The sequence below is a fragment of the Oceanirhabdus sp. W0125-5 genome (genome assembly GCF_027938815.1).
In the GTDB taxonomy this organism is placed as follows: Bacteria; Bacillota; Clostridia; order Clostridiales; family Clostridiaceae; genus Oceanirhabdus.
The window spans coordinates 3,123,406-3,142,575 of record NZ_CP115913.1; the positions used below are offsets into that span (position 1 = coordinate 3,123,406).

Here is a 19,170-nt window from a genome sequence, read left to right on the forward strand (position 1 = left end):
CCCTTTATACTAAAATAAAGGGGTTATTTTTATACACATTTCATAAATTAATTTTTCTTTGGAGTTAGGAATTTCTTATATTAATCTATCATTGAATTCTTTTTCTTTTTTATCATCTAACTTATTTTTGATAGCAGTAAATTCTTCTGCTGATAACTTTGTGAAGTTCATGATTTCAATCATTCCCTTTCCGTGTCTTAATAGATCTCTTACCATATCAACTTTATCTTCGTGATCGCCTTTCATAATAACACCCCTTTTTTTAAATATCACTCTTAGTTTGTTTTTAATATGTTATCTTTATTCATAGGATTTATAATATAATAATATTGAATATGAGAATGTTAGTGTAATCTATCATTATATTCTTTTTTATGTTTACTTTGAAGTTTGTTTCTGATTTCAAGAAATTCTTCAGCTGACAGTTTAGTGATTTTCATGATTTCAGTCATTCCTTTTCCTTCTCGTAAAAAGTTTCTTACTCTATCAACTGTTCCTTCGTGATTATGTCTCATAAAAGCACCCCTTAATAAAATTTTATTATTAGTTTGCTCTAATAAAATGGCTTTATTCAGGAATATCAAATATTACGTATATGAAATCCCATTATTATTGCAATCAATATATCAAATTAACAATTTTGTAAATATTTATTAACTATTAGATGGAATATACGTTATATAATAGAATTGAGTTTTAAAATATATATTTTTATGGATAAAGGAGCATTTCATGAAAAATCGTAAAAGGGTGAAAAGAATATTACTCAGTATCATAATTATTTTAGCAATAGGAGTTTTGACAATAGGTATGGCACCAGTTAGTTTTGATTCAGTAATTTCTAAAAATGATTTTAAGAAGAGGATTGCAGACGATTATAAACTACATTTAGGAGAGTTATTTTTAAATAATCATGAGCACAATTCAATGATAAGCTATATGGTTGTCCCTGATATTGAGGAGCTTGTTCAAAATATGGAATGGGAAGGTCGTATAATTAAAACAAAATCAACTGTGAAGTTCGAGGGAGAAGAGTATATAGTTGAATATGTAGGGAAAAGATATTGGATTAAGCAGTACAATTGGGATTTAGTTAATATTACTAAGAAAGAGATAGATAATAATACAAGTAATATTAAGATAGATCAAGAAGCAGATGTTGCTAAGGAAAAGAAGGAAACTGAGACTACAAAAAAAGTTACAGATCATGAACCTGTTGAAGAAGATTCTATTAAAGAGAATGACATTACTGAGGAGAAAGAGGTTAAATATGAGACTTCTAAAGAAAAAGATAATTCAGAAGAGGTAAGTAGACAAGTGTTAACAAATGTAGACTATGAAAAGAATAGTCTTATTAATGAATTGGGATTAGAGGAGATAAGTAAAGATACTATAGCCATAATAATTAATAATCCAAAAGAAATATTAAAGAAGGTAAGTAAACTTGAGGAGTTTAAATATGATGAATATAATGAATCTTTATTAATAATACCAATATATAATCAAATGAGAATAGAATTAGTAACTTTAGAATTTGAAGAAAAGATAAAAGAGAAAGATGTAATATTTACAGCTCAAAATCTATCAGATGGTTATGGCTTGCATTTATTTGCATTAAGGCCATGTGGCATGCCAAGTTTGAAAATAAAAATAAATGCTAATGGTATTGGTGGGGAGTATCTATTAGATTATGACGGAAGAGATGGGACTCCTCAAATAGAGTTTATTAAAGTAAAAAAAGAGTAATCAAGGGGGAATTAAATGAATTTAGAGATTGAAAAGGTACATACAAAGGATGAAGAGGTATTTAGAAATTTATTTCAATTATTTGCTTATGACTTTAGTGAAATGATGGGGATGGATGTATTAGATAATGGGAAATATCCAGAACTGAGTGATATGGATGATTATTATAGTAAAGATAATTATATATCTTATTTCATTAAGGTAGATGGTAAATTAGCTGGGGTTGCAGTTTTAAGATTTGATGATGATAGTAATTATTTTAGGCATTTTTTCATTATGAGAAAGTATAGACGAAGGAAGCTTGGTAAAAATTCTGTATATAAAATTTTTAAAACACATCCAGGAAAATGGAGAGTTTCAGCTTTTGATTATAATAAGCCTGCAATAAATTTTTGGAAAAATGTTTTTGATGTTTATACTGAAGGTGAATTTATTCAACAAAGACGAAGTGATGATAAGGGAGTTGAATTTGCATTTAAAAATATACAAGATTAAAAAGAATTAATAAGTAAATTGAGGAAGGAAAAATGAAAAAATATTTTAGTTTAGTTATAATAATGATATCAATTATAATGCTAATAGGGTGTAATTCAGGTAATAATTCATACAAAGTACCAAAAGATGCTCCAGAAATACAAATAACTATAATTAGTTCAGATTCCCGTGAAAGCCTCACAAAAGAAGTTCCATCAATAATTTTACTGAATCAATGGAATAATTGCATCTATGATAGATTATCATCTGTACAGGCAATTAATGAGGAATATAAAGAGGGAAGAGAAGTACCAAAAGGGAAAGTAGGTAATTTGATAAAGATTGATTTTGGAGAATTTAGGCCAGAAACTATTAAGTTAAGGAAGGAATATAGAGAGCTGAATGACAATTTTGAAGGTTCAACTTCTTATAACATATCAATGAAAAATCAAGAAGACTCAATATATACTTTTAAATTAGGTAAAAATAAAGCTGATGCACCTACAAATCAGTATGTTTATACTATAACTGCAACATGGGGTGATAATTCATCAGATTATGCTTTTTGTATTGAAGTAGATGAAAAGTAAATGTATGTAAAGATAAAAAGTCTCTAGTGATATGATTACTAGAGATTCTTTATCTTATATAATTAAAATAGCTGCTGATGTTCCAATAAATAATACTAAAACTAGATATAATAATTTTGTTTCTAATTTTTCTTTAGCGAAATTATGACCAACAGTTCTTGATACTCCAAATATTCCTATTAGACACATTAAAACAGTATGGGCTCCTGATAAGTATAAGTTTTTTGCGAGTAAGATAATGACTGCTTTTAAACCGCCTGTTATCAGTAGAACAATAAATAATATCATTAAAACTAGAGCAATTATATTTTGAGCTGTAGAAGGTTTCTTAAAAAATTTCAAAATAAAAATATAAAACCATGCAATGTATATATAGAAAAAGAATATTACACTTGCAAATAGGAAAATTTTTATATAGAATGTTAACTCTAGAAAAATACTTAATCTGATATATTCGATTCTATGAATTTGTTCAATAATAAAAGCGAATATAGGGGCAATAATGCAGTAACTGAAAGCTACTATACTGTTACTCAATACAATTTGAAATGGTGTTTTAGGGATTAACATTCCATGTTCTCGATTTATAACAGTATCTTCAGACAAATGATGCATTTTATATAAAAAAGTTATAATAAATGCTATACATAGGAGCATTGCTTTTATTCCTAAAAGGTCGGTATCTTTAGGTCCTAAAAGATTAAATATCTCTATCACAGCAATAAGTAATACTGCACCAATAATTGATAAACTAATTCCTATCAAATCTCTTCTATAATCATATTTTAATAATTTTATCATATCATCACCTCTTTAAAAACGTTTTCAACAGATTTGCCTTTACTTATACGTAACTCCTCGCAATCATGATATCCAAGAATAGAACCATCTTTAATAAAGACTACTTTATCTAACATACGCTCAACATCTGGGATAATATGTGTTGCGATGATAGTAGTTGATTCAGTGTTTAAATTATCTAGGATTATATCAATCACTTTATCCCTTAAGAGGGTATCCATTCCTCCAAGAGGTTCATCTAAGAGATAAAGTTCAGCCTCTCTAGAAATAGTTAATGCCAGTCTAAGAAGTTGAGTCATACCTTTTGAAAGATTCTTAATTCTCTTTTTATATGGTATATCAAGATCAAAGTTGTTTAGGATATTATCGAATTTTTCTTTATTAAAATCATCATACATTTCATTATAAAAATGTACTATATCCTTTACCTTCATCCATTTTGGTATGGCATTGTTTTCAGTAAGAATAGAAACAAATGCTTTAGTTTTTTCACTTGGCTCCAAGCTATTAATTCTAATTTCTCCTTCCTTAAAAGGCATAATCCCAGCAGCAATATTAAATAATGTAGTTTTACCGCTCCCACTAGGACCTAATAAACCAACAATTTGTCCTTTTTCTATTTCAAGATTTATATTGTTCAATGCTTTTTTCTTACCATAAAATTTTGATAAATTATGAATATCTAACATCTTAATCTCCTTCCACAAAAGAATTTATAACTTCTATCATTTCTTCTTTATTAAAACCCATATTTTTCATTCTAGTTGAGAATTCCAATATTATTTCTTTAGCTAAATCCTCTCTAAGGTCATTAATTTTCAATTTATCTTCTGTTACAAAAGAGCCCATTCCTCTTTTGGTAAAAATTATATTAGAACTTTCTAAATCCTTGTATGCTCTTTGAACAGTATTGGGATTAACTTTAAGTTCCTTTGCCAATTCTCTTACTGAAGGCATTTTATCTCCCTCCTTTAAGTCTCTTTTTACAATCTTTTCTTTTAAAAAATTTAAAATTTGAATGTATACAGGGATATTATTATCAAATTCAATCAAAGTATCACCTCCAAGTGAATACTGTATTAAGACTATAATACACGGTGTATTAAATACATAATACACCTAAAAAATGCAATTGTCAATACATGTTATTAATATTATTTTATTCCTGAATTACAATATCATATAATGAACTGTTTGGTTTGTACGAAGAATTCTAATATGGATTTAGACTATATATATTGTTTTGTTATTAAATATCCCTTTGTATTTTTATATGTAAATTACACAAAATAATAGTAAATATTTTTTTCTAGGAGTTTACTTATGAAAAATCTAAGAAATATAAGAGTAGGAGCATTTATAGGAACTTTGGTAATTATGCTAATTCTTCAAAAGATTATACCCAGGCGTAAATTTGAATTTAATTTTTGGAAGAGAGATTTAAGTAATATGGCAATAGTAATATTGAACAACCTAGTAATTTTTATTTTGCTTCCTTTAGTTCCAATTAAAATGGCTTTTATAGCTCAAGAAAAGGGTATAGGACTATTCAATAAAATAAATATAGTTACTGGTGTTAAGGTAGCAATAGAAGTAATACTATTAGATCTACTATTATACTGGCAGCATCGGATATTTCATAAAGTAGGATTTCTGTGGAAACTTCATAAAATGCATCATGTGGATTTAGAACTTGATTCCACAACTGGAGTAAGATTTCACACAATAGAAATAATTATTTCTACATTATTGAAGATAGGACTAATAGCGTTAATTGGTGCGTCACCAGTCTCAGTAGTTATATTTGAAATTATTTTAAACTCAGCTTCCATGTTTAATCATGGAAACATTTATCTATCTTCAAAAGTAGATAACATACTAAGAAAGATATTAATTACTCCTGATATGCATAGAGTACATCATTCAATTTATAAAAATGAAAGAGATAAAAATTTTGGATTCAGTGTTCCTTGGTGGGATTTTATTTTTAAATCATATAAAGCACAACCTAAAGATGGTCACTTAAAAATGAAATTGGGAGTTGAGGATATGCCAAAAGAAAGATATACATATTTTCCTGGAATGCTCTTATTACCATTTTTAAAGAAAAACTAATCTTTTTATTTATTTTTTGACGAGAATTGGGTATAATTCATAATGGTGATATTAAAACAAAAGAAATGTTGGAGGTGTACATATTGGATTTTAATATTTTAAAACCATTAATGGTATCTTATGGAGGAAAATTAATACTTGCGCTAATCGCTTTAGCTGTAGGTTTAAAATTAATTAAATTTCTATTGAAGACTATTAAAAAAGGACTTGAAAAAAGCAGTGTTGATAAATCTTTATATTCATTTTTAATGTCAGCAACTAAAATTACTTTGTATGTCGTACTAGTAATAAGTATAGCATCTATGTTAGGAGCTGATATGACATCGTTTATTGCACTTGTAGGTTCTGCAGGTTTAGCAGTAGGATTAGCTCTACAAGGAAGTCTTTCGAACTTAGCTGGAGGAGTTTTAATACTATTTTTAAGACCATTTAAAGCTGGAGATTATATTGAAGTAGCTGGACATTCTGGTACTGTTGAAGATGTTCAATTGTTTTATACAATTTTAAATACTCCTGATAACAAGAGAATTTTTATTCCTAATGGGGAATTAGCTAATAGCAGTTCAGTTAATTACTCAGCTCATTCAACTAGAAGAGTTGATTTTAAATTTGGAGTAGGTTATGAGGATGATATTCTTAAAGTTAAGAAGATTTTAAATAAAATTGCTGAGAACCATGAATTGGTTTTACAAGACCCAGCACCGCAGGTATTTTTATCTGAGCATGGAGATAGTTCTGTAAACTTCTCTCTTAGATTGTGGTGTAAAACAGAAGATTACTGGAAAATTTACTTTGAAATAATGGAAATTGTTAAATTAGAATTTGATAAAGAAGGAATTAACATTCCTTATCCTCAGATGGATGTACATTTAATCAATAAATAAAGTATGAAACTAAGCTGTATATTAAATATAGTATATAGATATAGGATAATAGTTTAATATGACTATTAATTCTATATCTTTTTTTATACATTAGAATAATTAAAGGTATATATTATAATAAGCACAAGTATTTACCTCTGTACAGGTTAAAAGACAAATGGATGAAGATAATAAAGATATCATCTTTTGGTTATTTTTACAATCATATGATATAATTCACATATAATTTAAAGTTGTTTTAATACAGAGTTTGTTTGTTTTATGAATTTAAAAATTTATAGTTAAAGTTCCGGAATAGTGAAATATTGTGTTATAAAATAGGAGGAATAATATGAGTAAAGATGATAGTAAAGAGGAAATTATTTTTCAAAATATTGTTAAGGCTTATCATGGTGTAAGAATACTATTGAATAAAAAGTTTAAGGAAGACTATGTATTGACAAAAGGATTTAAAAAATATAATGATTTAGAAGAAGCGCTTATGGATTTTATGAATTTTGAAAATAGCATAAACAATATTAAAGATTGTAATAGTTTTATTAAATCCAAGGTTGTAGCAACTCAATATTATTTAAATACCTTACTAGGTAAAGAGATTAAATACGAAGAATATGTAAAAAAAACTATAGGTGTATCTGTTGAGTATAATGATGATAGGTATATATTAGAGTTAAAAAGGACAATAGGACAGAAACTTAATGATATTGGAATGAAATACACTAAAGAAGATATTTCGAAGTATTTTTACAATATTAAAATAAGTGAAAATGAATTTAAAAATTTTATAAAGAAAGAAATGAAAAGGCTTATAAATAAGGCGGAAAATTATTTGGGTATAAAGTTTAATGAATCTATAGACATTCAATTTATAGATAAAGATATTCCTTATAGTTATTATTTGAGTATAGCAGAAAGTGGATTTACTTTAATGGTTAATCGAAATATAAGTAATTCTAAATTCAATATAGCTTCATTAAAATATGCTATTATGCATGAAATTTGTGGACATGCATTTCAATTGAGTTCTTGGAAAAATGAAATCCATAAAAAAAAGATTAATCAAATCTGCGGTTGTGAAGAAGATTATGGACCAGAGATTTTCCAATTAGAAGGAGTAGGAGAATCCATTGTATATTTTATATTTGATGATGAAATAGATGAGTATATGGAAATTGAATTACTGCTTGATGAATTACACCATTTAGTCCAAAACAATTCTTATATTATGTATAATATGGGGGAAAGCATGGACAAATGTGTTAATTATTATTCTTCTAACTATATTTTAGCAGATAAATCAAAAGTAGAACAAAGATTAAAACAAGTTAAAGAAGATGCATTTTATAGAGCTAATTTATTTGTTTATGGAAGCTGCTTAAGTTTGTTTAAAAGAATAGCTATAAGTTTAAATTATGATAAAAAGAAGGAATTTTTTAGAACAATGTATTTAAACCCAATGACTTATGACCAAATTATAAATTATTATGAAGAGTTAAAGGGGTAAAACTAATATTATTTTAAACATAGCATTCATATGTTGCGTAATAATACATAAGTAACAATATAATTAATTAAGGCATAATAAAAGAGTAGAACTAAACCGCTGATAAACAGCGGTGGCAGACGAGAGCTATCGCTAAAGTTTTGCATAAAAATAAAGTGGTACTTGTATAAAATACCACTTTAATATATCTAACACTTCATCTATCATTAAACTAACGACAGTACTAAAGATAAAGGAGTGTTAAGATGTCAGAATATTTGTTAAAATTGAATATGGACTTAGAACTTAAAGGTTACAGCCCATTAACTTGTAAGTATTATGTTGGAAATGTAAAACGATTCTCAGATTTTTATGATAAATCACCAGAATTACTTGGTGATGAACAAATTCGAGAATACTTACATTATTGTATCACAAAGCGTAAGCTAAGTGAAGGAACAGTAAATGGCATTTATAGTGCACTGAAATTTTTCTATGAGACTACTCTCGAAAGAGATTGGAGAGTAAAGAAAGTGTTTAGGACTAAGAAGGCGAAAAAGATTCCTGTAGTTTTAGCTAAACAAGAAGTTAAAGAAATATTTGATTCTGTAGATAATTTAAAACATAAAGCAATACTCATGACTGTATATGCCGCAGGCTTAAGAGTGAGTGAGGTTGTTAAGCTAAGGATAGATGATATAGATAGTAAAAATATGCAACTGCTTATACGAAAAGGTAAAGGTAAAAAAGATAGATATGCTATGCTTTCTAAGACTAATCTAGAAATTTTAAGAGTTTATTGGAAGAGATATCAACCACAGCATTTTCTGTTTGAAGGGAAAGAACCAAATTCACACATAGCAGTTCGAACTGTTCAAAGAATATTTGAGAACGCCAAAAATAAAAGTGGCATAACAAAAAAAGCTTCAGTTCATACATTAAGGCATAGTTTTGCTACTCATTTATTAGAAGCTGGAACAGATATATGTTATATTCAGAAACTTTTAGGGCATACTCGTATTTCTTCCACTACTATATATCTTCATATTAGAAGAATGGACTTGCTTAATATAGAAAGTCCTTTGGATACTTTGTAATGATAGGATTATCAAGGTTTGAAGTACAAGATATATTTAGGGAGTATGGAGTGGAATATAGAAGAAATCATAAATTACCACTATATCAATGTAAAGCTATGAGCGCTATTGAAAACTGTCGTACATCAGCTCTTGGTGGGCATATTGATGAATGTAATTCTTGTGGTCATATAAGAATTTCTTATAATTCCTGTAGAAATAGACATTGTCCTAAATGTCAAAGTCTTGCTAAAGAAAAATGGCTTGAAGAAAGAAAAAAAGATCTTCTACCTGTAGGATATTTTCATATAGTTTTTACAATTCCATCAGAATTAAATGCGATAGCATTAGTGAATTCTAAAAAAGTATACTCATTATTTTTCAAAGCTGTATCAGAAACACTACTGGAGCTCGCGAAAGATACTAAATATTTAGGAGCTGAGATTGGTTTCACAACAATACTTCACACTTGGGGGCAGAATTTAATGTACCACCCACATATTCATTGTATAGTTCCAAGTGGGGGATTATCGTTAGATAATACTAGATGGATTAATTCAAAGAAAGATTTTTTTATCCCTATTAAGGTTCTTTCAAGAAAATTTAGAGGAAAATTTCTTGCTTATTTTAAGCAAGCTTATTATAACAATGAATTCAAGCTAGTTAATACTATTGAAGAATTAAGTCAAAAGCATATATTCCTATGTTGGATAAATGAATTATATTCGAAAGAATGGGTGATTTATTCAAAAGCACCATTTAAGAGTGCAGAGTTTGTTTTAGAATATCTTGGGCGTTATACCCATAGAGTTGCAATATCAAATAACAGAATTGTTAATGTTCAAAATGGATTAGTTACTTTTAAATGGCGTGATTATAAAGATAATAATAAACAAAAATTCATGACTTTAAAGGTTGATGAATTTATAAGACGATTTTTAATGCATATATTGCCATATAATTTTGTTAAGATAAGGCATTACGGTATTATCAGTAATAGAAACAGAAATACAAAACTTAAGAAATGTAAAATACTTTTAGGGGTTTATTCCGAAAGGAATATCGATTTTCTGAAAAAACTAAGTGTACAAGAACTATTAATGAAATTAACTGGAGTTGATTTATCAAAGTGTCCATGTTGTAAAAAAGGTGAAATGAATCATAAAGAAAAACTTGAGCCTAAAATTTGCTCACCACCTTTGAATAAAAAACAAAAAAATTAAGCTGTATTAAGCAAGGGAAGAATATGTAGTGTTATATTTCATATATTTGGCTTTGTATGATATCTAAGGGCTATCGCCCATATATTTGATTAAAATTTCAAGTATAGCTGATCTTTTGAGAAGGATAATAAGTTTTGAATCCCCATAAGGCTGCTACGCGGCTTCGTTCAACAATTGTTTCGGAAATTGAGCACCTAATTTATTCTCTGGTCCTAGCATCTTGATAAAGTATGCTAGTTTTGTTATTGCTCAACTTCCGAATACAATACTACTCGAAGTATGCAATAAGAAACTTGTAAAAATACATAATGATATATTTTAAAATCACAAGAAAAGGAGACAAGTAAATCTGTCTCCTTTTTACATAAAATATATTCAAATGTAAATATGTTAGATTTAATAAGCATTTTTAAAATAGATTTTGATAATATATACCTATCTTTTTTATTTATTAATAATTGTAATGGAAACAGGTTGATGGGAAATGAAATATATGGTAATGTATACCATATATAGAATTATAGAAATCACGATAATAGAAAGATACTATTAATAATATTAAGGGGTGATACCTTGGGATTTAAAAGGATACAAGATTATGGTGTGAAAATTGGAAATCTAAAGTGTGGCGAAAACAATCTTATAACAGATGTTAAGGGAGTAAAAGTTGGTCATACTACTTTAAATAACGGAGATATAACAACAGGAGTAACAACAATTATACCTCATGGAGGAAATATATATAAGGAAAAGCTAATAGCTGCATCTCATGTTATTAATGGGTTTGGAAAAACTATAGGAACCATACAGATAGAAGAACTAGGAACATTAGAAACACCTATAGTCTTAACAAATACATTAAGTGTAGGTACTGCAAGTGATGCTCTAATCGAATACATGCTTTCATTTAATGAGGATATTGGAATATCAACAGGAACGGTTAATCCAGTAGTATGTGAGTGCAATGATGGTTATTTAAATGATATTAGAGGAAGACATATAAAAAAAGAACATATTTTTGATAGTATTAATAACTCTGGTAGTATATTTGAAGAGGGAGCAGTTGGGGCAGGAACAGGTATGACTTGCTATGGGCTTAAAGGTGGCATTGGATCATCTTCAAGAATTGTTGAACTTGAGGGTAATGATTATACAGTTGGTATTTTGGTTCTTTCAAATTTCGGTATCAAAGAGAATTTTATTTTGAATGGGCTAAGAGCTGGAGAGAAAATATGGAATCAATCATCTGATAGGATAGAAGAAGAAAAAGGATCAATAATAATAATTTTAGCAACAGATATTCCACTTTCATATAGACAATTGAAGAGAGTTATAAAAAGATCTTCAGTAGCAATTGCAAGAACAGGTTCTTTTTCAGGAAATGGGAGTGGTGAAATTACAATAGGTTTTACAACCGCAAACAGAATAAATCATTATGAAGAAAGTGACATTGTAAATATAAAAATATTAAATGAAAATATGATTGATAAAGTGTTCCTAGCAGTAGCAGATGCTTGTGAAGAAGCCATACTAAATTCTATTATATGTTCTGATACAACTACAGGTAGAGATGGACATATAAGAAAATCCTTGGTAGAATATTTAAATAAATTAGATTTAGAATAGATATTAATATGAAATATCAATAAGGTGGTTACCATGGAAAATAAATTACCGATTATTTACAATACAAATATTGAATGCAGAACTTCACTAATAGTTGAAATTATTGGAGTTATTAATGCTATCATATGTGAAAAAAATAAATTTCATAATCACGAGAGTATAATAACTTTTAAAAACTTATTACATGAAGATGATATGAAGATTATTAATATACTTAATCAAAGTCACTTTAAAGGAAGAAGTTTAACAGAGTTTTTATTTGTAAATGAACATTATGAAAGCCCTGACCTCTTTTGTGAACATATAAAAAGTATAAATGAAGAGGATTTTATCTATCTATTTTATAGTGAGATGATATCAAAAGAAGAGATTAAAGAGATTAGAAATCATAAGTTAGATTTACGAGAATATATTAAAAAACATAAATGGATTAATGAGAAAGAATTTGAGTTTTTAGATGATTTATTCTTTAAAACTCAATTGCTTCGTGATGGTTGTTGTGAAATAATCAAAAAATTAAGCGAAGTTGTTAAAGAATCAATGAGCAAATATTATTCTTTATATCATGAGAGTCTTAAAGAGATGGATGAAAAGATTAAATTTAATTCTCCACTTAATTTCGCTCAAGAAATAATGGGTAAAACTTTTCAAAGAGTATATGATTTTAGAAAATATATTTTTATTCCTTCATATTATATGCAATTAGGGCCAGCAAGATATTTTAGTACTTCAACCCAGATTCTTATAAAACCTTTAGAAGTCTTTAAAGAAGAATTCGCTGGAGAAGAAATCTCAAAAGCCTTAAAAGTAATGAGTGACCCAACTAGAATTGAACTTATTAAAATTATTAGCAATAATTCTTATTATGGAAAAGAACTAGCTGATAAGCTTAATGTAAAGACTCCAACAATATCACATCATTTAGAGTCATTGAAAAGTGTTGGTCTCTTACATGAGGAGAAAATTAAGAATATTAGATACGTTTCATTGAATAAGAAAAGATATAGTGAAATATTAAAGGCTCTTAATCAATTTATTGTGAAGTAAGCAATAATTCTGAGAATACAATTTAATAAAGCATATATGAGGAATACACATTAAAGGAAAACTTTAATGTGTATTTTTTTTGTGAAAATATTGACAGTTTTGATAAAAACATATATTATATAAACATCTAATATATATTAGATGCGCATTTAATGTATTTAAATTATATCAAAAGGGGGAAAATCATCTTTATTTTAACGAGGGATAAGGGAGGAACTAATGAATGATGATGACATAGTTTTTTCATATGAAATATAAATAGGACAAGTTTTAAGTAAATATTTTTATACTTGAATTTTGAAAGTTTTATACATATAAAAGAATAAAAATGAAAGGAAGTGAGTTTTTAGTGGGTTTGTATATTTTAATACACTCTCACTAAGGTTGATTATGGGAAATGTCATAGAGGTTAAAAATCTTAAGAGAAATTATGAAACAACAGTAGGTATCCTAAAAAGAGAACAAAAAGTAGTACAAGCACTAAAAGGAGTATCTTTTAATGTTAAAAAGGGAGAAATATTTGGATTACTAGGTCCTAATGGCGCAGGAAAAACTACAACAATAAAAATCCTAACAACATTACTAGCTCCTTCAGAAGGAGAAGCAAAAGTATTAGGATATAAATCCTTTGGTGAAGAAAAGAAGTTAAGACATAAAATAAACTTTATATTTGGTGGGGAACGTAGTTTATATTGGAGATTATCAGCAAGAAATAATCTTAGTTATTTTATGGATCTTTATGGAATAGATGATAATGTTAAAGAAAATAGGATTAATGAATTATTGAAGTTAGTTGGACTTGAAGGAAAGGGAGATATAAAAGTAGAGGCATATTCAAAGGGGATGAAACAGAGATTACAGATAGCTAGAGGACTGATAAATAAACCAGAAATATTATTCTTAGATGAACCAACAATAGGGTTAGACCCAGCAGGTGCAAGGGACTTGCGAGATATAATTAAAAAATTATCAAAAGAAGGGACAACTATATTGTTAACAACACATTATATGCAAGAAGCAGAAGAACTCTGTGACAGAATCGGATTTATAAATGGAGGTAAATTAGTTGCACTTGATACAGTATCTAATTTAAGAAAATTATCTAATAAAGGAAGTATTATTCATTGTATTGTTGGAGATTTTAATGAGGCGCTTCAGATGGAACTACTTAAAATTGAAGGTGTAAACTCAATTAATGTAAAAGAGAAAAAAGGGGAAAACAACTTGTATATTGAAACACTTAAACCTCATGAAATAATAAATAAGGTAACAAATATACTCAAAGACTGTCAGATGAAAAGCTTTAGTATTAGAGAAGTTACTTTGGAAGATATATACTTAAAAATAGTAGGTGAAAAAAATGAATAGTTTTAAAGTCATCGCATCAAGTAGTTTATTACAAATGAAGCAATCCATTAGTAGGTCAATGTTTAGATTTTGTGTAATAGTACAACCAATCATGACAGCTTTTATTATGTTCATGGTATATAAGGATAGAGGATATGAAGATTATGTTGCCTATGTTATGTTAGGTACTGCAATAAGCAGTTTATGGGGAACTATTAGTTATTCATCAGCAGGTGATATTGAACGTGAACGATATATGGGAGCTCTTCAAGTTATCTTTACCGCACCTGCAAGATTTAGAACAATTATGTTAGGAAAAGTTCTAGGAAATACAGTATGGGGAATAGTTTCAATGATAATAAGTTTTGTTTTTGTACTATTAGCATTTTCAGTTCCTCTTATTATTAAGCATCCTGTTCTTTTTATAATAATATCTCTAATAGGAATTATATCTTTTATTGCTGTTGCAATGATGTTATCTGCAATGTTGGCAATATCTAGAAGTACAAGAGTTCTTATGAATATTATGGAGTACCCTATATTAATATTATGTGGAATAATGTTTCCTATAGAAATAATACCAGTATATATTAGATGGATATCTTATTTGCTATCTCCAACATTCGTTGTTAAATTGCTTAGGATGTGTGTATTTGGAATAGAAGATTGGAGTCTATTTTATAATCTTTCTTTAACACTTATAGTGGTAACAATTGTATATATAGGAATATCTATAATAGGGTATAGAATGATAGATACTAAAGCTAGAATAAATGCTTCATTGGAGGTGCATTAATATGAAAAGATTTATCAGGCAGTCTCTTTTCTCATTCAAATCTCTTTTTGGTTATTTAAGTCCAAAAACATATTTACTTATGAAAATAATAGATCCTATGCTTCAAATGATATATTTTTCACTGCTAATTAAATTTGTATATAAAACAAATGATATGACACCTTGGATAATAGGTAATGCATTTATTCTGTGTTGCAGAAATACAGTTTTTGGTATCGGAACAAGTTTGATAGGTGAAAGATATAGCGGAACTCTGAAATTGATTATAGGGTCTCCAGCAAATAAGTTTAAAGTTTTTATGAGTAGAGGTATATTTCATATAATAGATTCTGCTATTACAGTGACTATTGGATTAATAACAGGATATTTAATTTTTAATTTTTATATTCCTATTGATAGATTGATGATTTTTATTCTATCAGTATTAGTATGTATGTTCAGTGCTGTAGGATTAGGATTATGTATAAGTGTATTTGGACTTCTTACAAGAGATATTCATTTATTTCTTAATACAATCTCAATGTTGTTATTTGCTTTAACAGGAGCTATATTCCCACTTGAACGTTTACCATTATTTTTATCAAAAATAGCGTATTTGCTACCTATAACTAGAAGCATAGAGTGTGCAAGATTAATTGCAAGTGGTGGAGAATTATCTAGGATATTAAGGCTTATGGGAGGAGAAATGTTAATAGGAATAATTTTCATTGTATTTGGTTATGTAGTACTAAATATAGTTGAAAAAATCTCAATTAATAAGGCTACATTAGATATATATTAAAATAAGAATAATCAATCTTATCAAGAATAAAATTGATTATTCTTAAGTATTATGATATAATTTAGTCAGAAAATTATGAAAATTGGATAGGTTATTGATACACAATGGTGTGTATTCTAAAATGCAATGAAGCTTGTAAGGGAATTACTTATTATTCCTTTACGAGCTTTTCTTTTTATCAATATTTAAGTTTTGGTATGCAAATGTTCAGATAGTAATATAAAGGTGAGGTGTGTAGTTATGGATTTGTTAGATCAAATATATAATGCAGGAGTTGTTGGGGCTGGTGGAGCTGGTTTCCCTACTCATATTAAATTGAATTGCAAAGTAGAATACTTGATTTTGAATGGATCGGAATGTGAACCATTACTGGCTACAGATAAATATTTAATGAGAACAAAGGGAAAAGAAATAATTGGCACATTGGATAAAATTGCAGAAACAATTGAAGCAAAAAAAGTCGTTATTGCATTAAAACTTAAATATAAGAGAGAAATAGAGAGTCTTAAATTAGCAATAGAAGAACTTAACTCAAAAATAGAAATACATTGTTTAGATAATTTTTATCCTGCAGGAGATGAACAAATTTTAGTATATGAAATTACAGGAAGGACTGTTCCTCCTGCTGGTATTCCATTACACGTAGGTGCAGTTGTATCTAATGTTGGAACTGTTGTAAATATTCATGAAGCCTTAAAAGGTAATCCTGTTATTAATAATCACGTATCAGTTTTGGGAGAGGTTAAAAATCCAAGTATACTAAAAGTTCCTATTGGTACTTCCATACTAAAGTGCATAGAAAAAGCAGGAGGTGCAACATTGGATGATTATAATATAATTTTAGGTGGTCCAATGATGGGTAAAATACTATATAAATCAGAATTAGAACAAAGTGTAATTACAAAAACTAATGGAGCAATTATTGTTATACCTAGTAATCATTATTTAGTGAATAGAGATAAAATTTCTCTAGAGCATATAATTAATCGGGCAAAATCTGCTTGTATACAATGTTCGTATTGTACAGAACTTTGTCCGAGATATTTAATTGGACATCCTTTACAACCTCATAAAATTATGAGAGCAATAACTCATTCAAAATATGGAGATAGTATAAAATCAGCTCAATTATGTTGTGAATGTGGTGTATGTGAATTATATGCATGCCCAATGGGGTTATCACCTCGTCAAGTAAATATTTATTTTAAAAATGAATTAAGAAATAAAGGGTTCAGGTACAAGAATACTGAGAGTGAATTGGAAGCTAGAGAGGAACGAGAAAATAGAAAAATACCCACTAAGCGACTTATGTCGAGAATTGATATTACAAAATACTCTGGGCAAAAGCTTGAAGATTCCAAAGAAGTATCTATTTCATTTGTTAAAATACCACTAAGACAACATATTGGTAAAGGTGCTACTTCGCTTGTTAATGTTGGGGATAAAGTTGAAAAAGGTGAATTAATCGGATGTGTTGAGAAGGATCAACTAGGAGCAAATGTCCATGCTAGCATAGGGGGCAAAATAATTGAAGTGTCTGATTCCATAGTTATTCAAAGTGAAAATTCGGAGGGGGAAGAATAATGAGCACAATAGGCATGATTGAACTTAACAGTATTGCAAAAGGGATTGAAACAGCAGATATTATGGTAAAAGCTGCTGAAGTTGATTTAATAATGTCAAAACCTATATGTCCTGGAAAGTATTTAATTCTAATAACAGGAGATGTAGGGGCTGTTAATTCATCATTAGAAGCAGGAATAGATAATGGTAGCCAGTATATTGTAGATAAATTATTACTACCAAGAGTTCATCCACAACTTTTAAAAGCTATTAATCAATCAACTTATATAGATGATGTTAATGCTGTAGGAGTATTAGAATACTATAGTATTGCAACAGCGATAGTAGGAGCTGATGCAGCTGCTAAAGCTGCAAGAATTCAGTTGATAGAAGTAAGACTGGGAGTTGGGGTTGGTGGTAAAGGCTTTGTAACTCTTTGTGGAGATGTTAGTGCTGTAAGTGAGGCAATAGATGTAGGTGCTAATATTGGTAGTGAAAATGGAATGTTAGTAAATAAGGTTGTTATTCCATCACCAACAAAGGAAGTTTTTTATAAATTACTTTAGATTATCAGAATAATTCAATCAGGTAATAAATAAGTGAAAATTCAGAATATTTTAACAGTAATATTGACATTAATTTCCCATATGATATAATATAGGTATAATTAAATAGGTTATAATTAATTGCACAATGGCGTGCGTTAACTAGAAAAGCAATGGGGCTTCATAAAACATTAGGTTGTTTTTATGATGCTCTTTATTTTATATTAATAGTACTATAAAACGGGGTGACAATTTTGGAAGAAAAACAAAGAATAATTCAAGAATATGTTCCTGGGAAACAGGTAACCCTTGCACATATAATTGCACATCCGAATAAGAATGTATATAAAAAACTAGGGCTCTCCGATGAATATAGTGAGGCCATTGGGATAATGACCATCACACCTAGTGAAGCTGCCATAATAGCTGCTGATGTATCAACAAAAGCAGCTGGTGTTGAAATTGGCTTTGTGGATAGATTTAGCGGGTCACTTGTGATAGTTGGTGATGTTGCTAGTGTTGAAGCGGCAGTTAAGGAAGTAATAAATATGCTTAGTAATGTTCTGTCATTTTCAGCTTCAAAGATCACTAAGTCATAGGGGGAAAAAAGTTGAAAAAACTTATTTTAATTGGAAAAACAGGGTGTGGTAAAACAACATTGACCCAAGTGCTTCATGATGAAAACATTGACTATAAAAAGACTCAAGCAATAGAATATACTAAAAATATTATAGATACACCTGGTGAATATATAGAGAATAGGGCATTATATAGAGCGCTTATAGTATCATCTGCAGATTGTGATGTAATTGCCTTAATTCAAGATTGTTCTCAAGAGGAAAGCATATTTCCACCAAATTTTGCCTCAATATTTGCAAAACCAGTTATAGGAATAATTACAAAAATGGACCTTTGTGATGATGAGGAAAGTTATAAAAAAGCAACTAATTTTTTAAAAATAGCTGGGGTAAGTAAAATTTTCAAAACAAGCTCTATCAACAAGAATGGAATTAACGAGATTAAAAATGTTCTAAATTAACAAATATGATGATAAATTAGTAAAAGAACGATTA

22 protein-coding genes are annotated in these 19,170 nt (G+C 28.4%); 17 read left to right on the forward strand and 5 right to left on the reverse strand.

What is annotated here, in order from left to right; all coding sequences use genetic code 11:
* Positions 1-75: 75 nt before the first annotated feature.
* Entirely contained in the window at positions 76-246 is a 171-nt protein-coding gene (locus OW730_RS14365) for a hypothetical protein (RefSeq protein ID WP_271224748.1), read from the reverse strand.
* A gap of 98 nt (positions 247-344) precedes the next feature.
* Positions 345-515 (reverse strand): hypothetical protein, encoded by a 171-nt coding sequence (locus OW730_RS14370; protein WP_271224749.1) that lies wholly within the window; start codon positions 513-515, stop codon positions 345-347.
* Positions 516-732: 217 nt separating this feature from the next.
* On the opposite strand from OW730_RS14370, the gene OW730_RS14375 reads away from it, so the two are divergent.
* Genes OW730_RS14375 through OW730_RS14385 form a run of 3 tightly spaced genes read left to right on the forward strand, consistent with a single transcriptional unit; the run spans position 733 to position 2,810 of the window.
* Positions 733-1,746, forward strand: a complete 1,014-nt coding sequence (locus tag OW730_RS14375; RefSeq protein ID WP_271224750.1) for a hypothetical protein — start codon at positions 733-735, stop codon at positions 1,744-1,746.
* 15 nt (positions 1,747-1,761) lie between these two features.
* On the forward strand, positions 1,762-2,241 hold the full coding sequence (locus tag OW730_RS14380) for a GNAT family N-acetyltransferase (RefSeq protein ID WP_271224751.1): 480 nt from the start codon (positions 1,762-1,764) through the stop codon (positions 2,239-2,241).
* 32 nt (positions 2,242-2,273) lie between these two features.
* Positions 2,274-2,810: a hypothetical protein gene (locus OW730_RS14385; RefSeq protein ID WP_271224752.1), complete on the forward strand. Its 537-nt coding sequence runs from the start codon at positions 2,274-2,276 to the stop codon at positions 2,808-2,810.
* Between the two features lie 54 nt (positions 2,811-2,864).
* Here the strand turns inward: OW730_RS14385 and OW730_RS14390 are convergent, their stop codons facing one another.
* Genes OW730_RS14390 through OW730_RS14400 form a run of 3 tightly spaced genes read right to left on the reverse strand, consistent with a single transcriptional unit; the run spans position 2,865 to position 4,664 of the window.
* Complete coding sequence (locus OW730_RS14390) at positions 2,865-3,611, reverse strand: hypothetical protein (protein ID WP_271224753.1); 747 nt, start codon at positions 3,609-3,611, stop codon at positions 2,865-2,867.
* Positions 3,608-4,300, reverse strand: coding sequence for an ABC transporter ATP-binding protein (locus OW730_RS14395; protein WP_271224754.1), 693 nt, complete (start codon positions 4,298-4,300; stop codon positions 3,608-3,610). Before OW730_RS14395 ends, OW730_RS14390 begins: the two co-directional genes overlap by 4 nt.
* A 1-nt stretch (position 4,301) precedes the next feature.
* Entirely contained in the window at positions 4,302-4,664 is a 363-nt protein-coding gene (locus tag OW730_RS14400; protein ID WP_271224755.1) for a GntR family transcriptional regulator, read from the reverse strand.
* Positions 4,665-4,934: 270 nt separating this feature from the next.
* Here OW730_RS14400 and OW730_RS14405 point away from each other — a divergent pair, with 270 nt between their 5' ends.
* The 14 genes from OW730_RS14405 (at position 4,935) to OW730_RS14470 (ending at position 19,136) form a co-directional block, all read left to right on the forward strand.
* Entirely contained in the window at positions 4,935-5,726 is a 792-nt protein-coding gene (locus OW730_RS14405; RefSeq protein ID WP_271224756.1) for a sterol desaturase family protein, read from the forward strand.
* Between the two features lie 110 nt (positions 5,727-5,836).
* Complete coding sequence (locus OW730_RS14410; RefSeq protein WP_271229571.1) at positions 5,837-6,610, forward strand: mechanosensitive ion channel family protein; 774 nt, start codon at positions 5,837-5,839, stop codon at positions 6,608-6,610.
* A 331-nt stretch (positions 6,611-6,941) separates the two neighbouring features.
* On the forward strand, positions 6,942-8,114 hold the full coding sequence (locus OW730_RS14415; protein ID WP_271224757.1) for a hypothetical protein: 1,173 nt from the start codon (positions 6,942-6,944) through the stop codon (positions 8,112-8,114).
* A gap of 245 nt (positions 8,115-8,359) precedes the next feature.
* Positions 8,360-9,190 carry a site-specific integrase gene (locus OW730_RS14420; RefSeq protein WP_271224758.1) on the forward strand — a complete coding sequence of 277 codons (831 nt, stop codon included), beginning with the start codon at positions 8,360-8,362 and terminating at the stop codon, positions 9,188-9,190.
* Positions 9,190-10,392, forward strand: coding sequence for an IS91 family transposase (locus OW730_RS14425; RefSeq protein WP_271224759.1), 1,203 nt, complete (start codon positions 9,190-9,192; stop codon positions 10,390-10,392). Before OW730_RS14420 ends, OW730_RS14425 begins: the two co-directional genes overlap by 1 nt.
* A 573-nt stretch (positions 10,393-10,965) precedes the next feature.
* Positions 10,966-12,018, forward strand: a complete 1,053-nt coding sequence (locus OW730_RS14430) for a DmpA family aminopeptidase (RefSeq protein ID WP_271224760.1) — start codon at positions 10,966-10,968, stop codon at positions 12,016-12,018.
* 33 nt (positions 12,019-12,051) lie between these two features.
* A complete protein-coding gene (locus OW730_RS14435; protein WP_271224761.1) occupies positions 12,052-13,065 on the forward strand; it encodes an ArsR/SmtB family transcription factor in 1,014 nt (337 codons plus the stop codon).
* Between the two features lie 390 nt (positions 13,066-13,455).
* The gene (locus OW730_RS14440; RefSeq protein ID WP_271224762.1) at positions 13,456-14,433 is read left to right on the forward strand and encodes an ABC transporter ATP-binding protein; all 978 of its coding nucleotides are present in this window, start codon (positions 13,456-13,458) and stop codon (positions 14,431-14,433) included.
* Positions 14,426-15,208, forward strand: a complete 783-nt coding sequence (locus tag OW730_RS14445) for an ABC transporter permease (protein WP_271224763.1) — start codon at positions 14,426-14,428, stop codon at positions 15,206-15,208. The genes OW730_RS14440 and OW730_RS14445 overlap by 8 nt, the downstream gene beginning before the upstream one ends.
* 1 nt (position 15,209) lies before the next feature.
* Complete coding sequence (locus tag OW730_RS14450; RefSeq protein ID WP_271224764.1) at positions 15,210-15,989, forward strand: ABC transporter permease; 780 nt, start codon at positions 15,210-15,212, stop codon at positions 15,987-15,989.
* 240 nt (positions 15,990-16,229) lie between these two features.
* Positions 16,230-17,573 carry a 4Fe-4S dicluster domain-containing protein gene (locus tag OW730_RS14455; protein WP_271224765.1) on the forward strand — a complete coding sequence of 448 codons (1,344 nt, stop codon included), beginning with the start codon at positions 16,230-16,232 and terminating at the stop codon, positions 17,571-17,573.
* Positions 17,573-18,118, forward strand: a complete 546-nt coding sequence (locus tag OW730_RS14460; RefSeq protein ID WP_271224766.1) for a BMC domain-containing protein — start codon at positions 17,573-17,575, stop codon at positions 18,116-18,118. The genes OW730_RS14455 and OW730_RS14460 overlap by 1 nt, the downstream gene beginning before the upstream one ends.
* 233 nt (positions 18,119-18,351) lie before the next feature.
* Positions 18,352-18,696, forward strand: a complete 345-nt coding sequence (locus tag OW730_RS14465) for a BMC domain-containing protein (RefSeq protein ID WP_333781217.1) — start codon at positions 18,352-18,354, stop codon at positions 18,694-18,696.
* 11 nt (positions 18,697-18,707) lie between these two features.
* On the forward strand, positions 18,708-19,136 hold the full coding sequence (locus OW730_RS14470; RefSeq protein WP_271224768.1) for a EutP/PduV family microcompartment system protein: 429 nt from the start codon (positions 18,708-18,710) through the stop codon (positions 19,134-19,136).
* Positions 19,137-19,170: the final 34 nt, after the last annotated feature.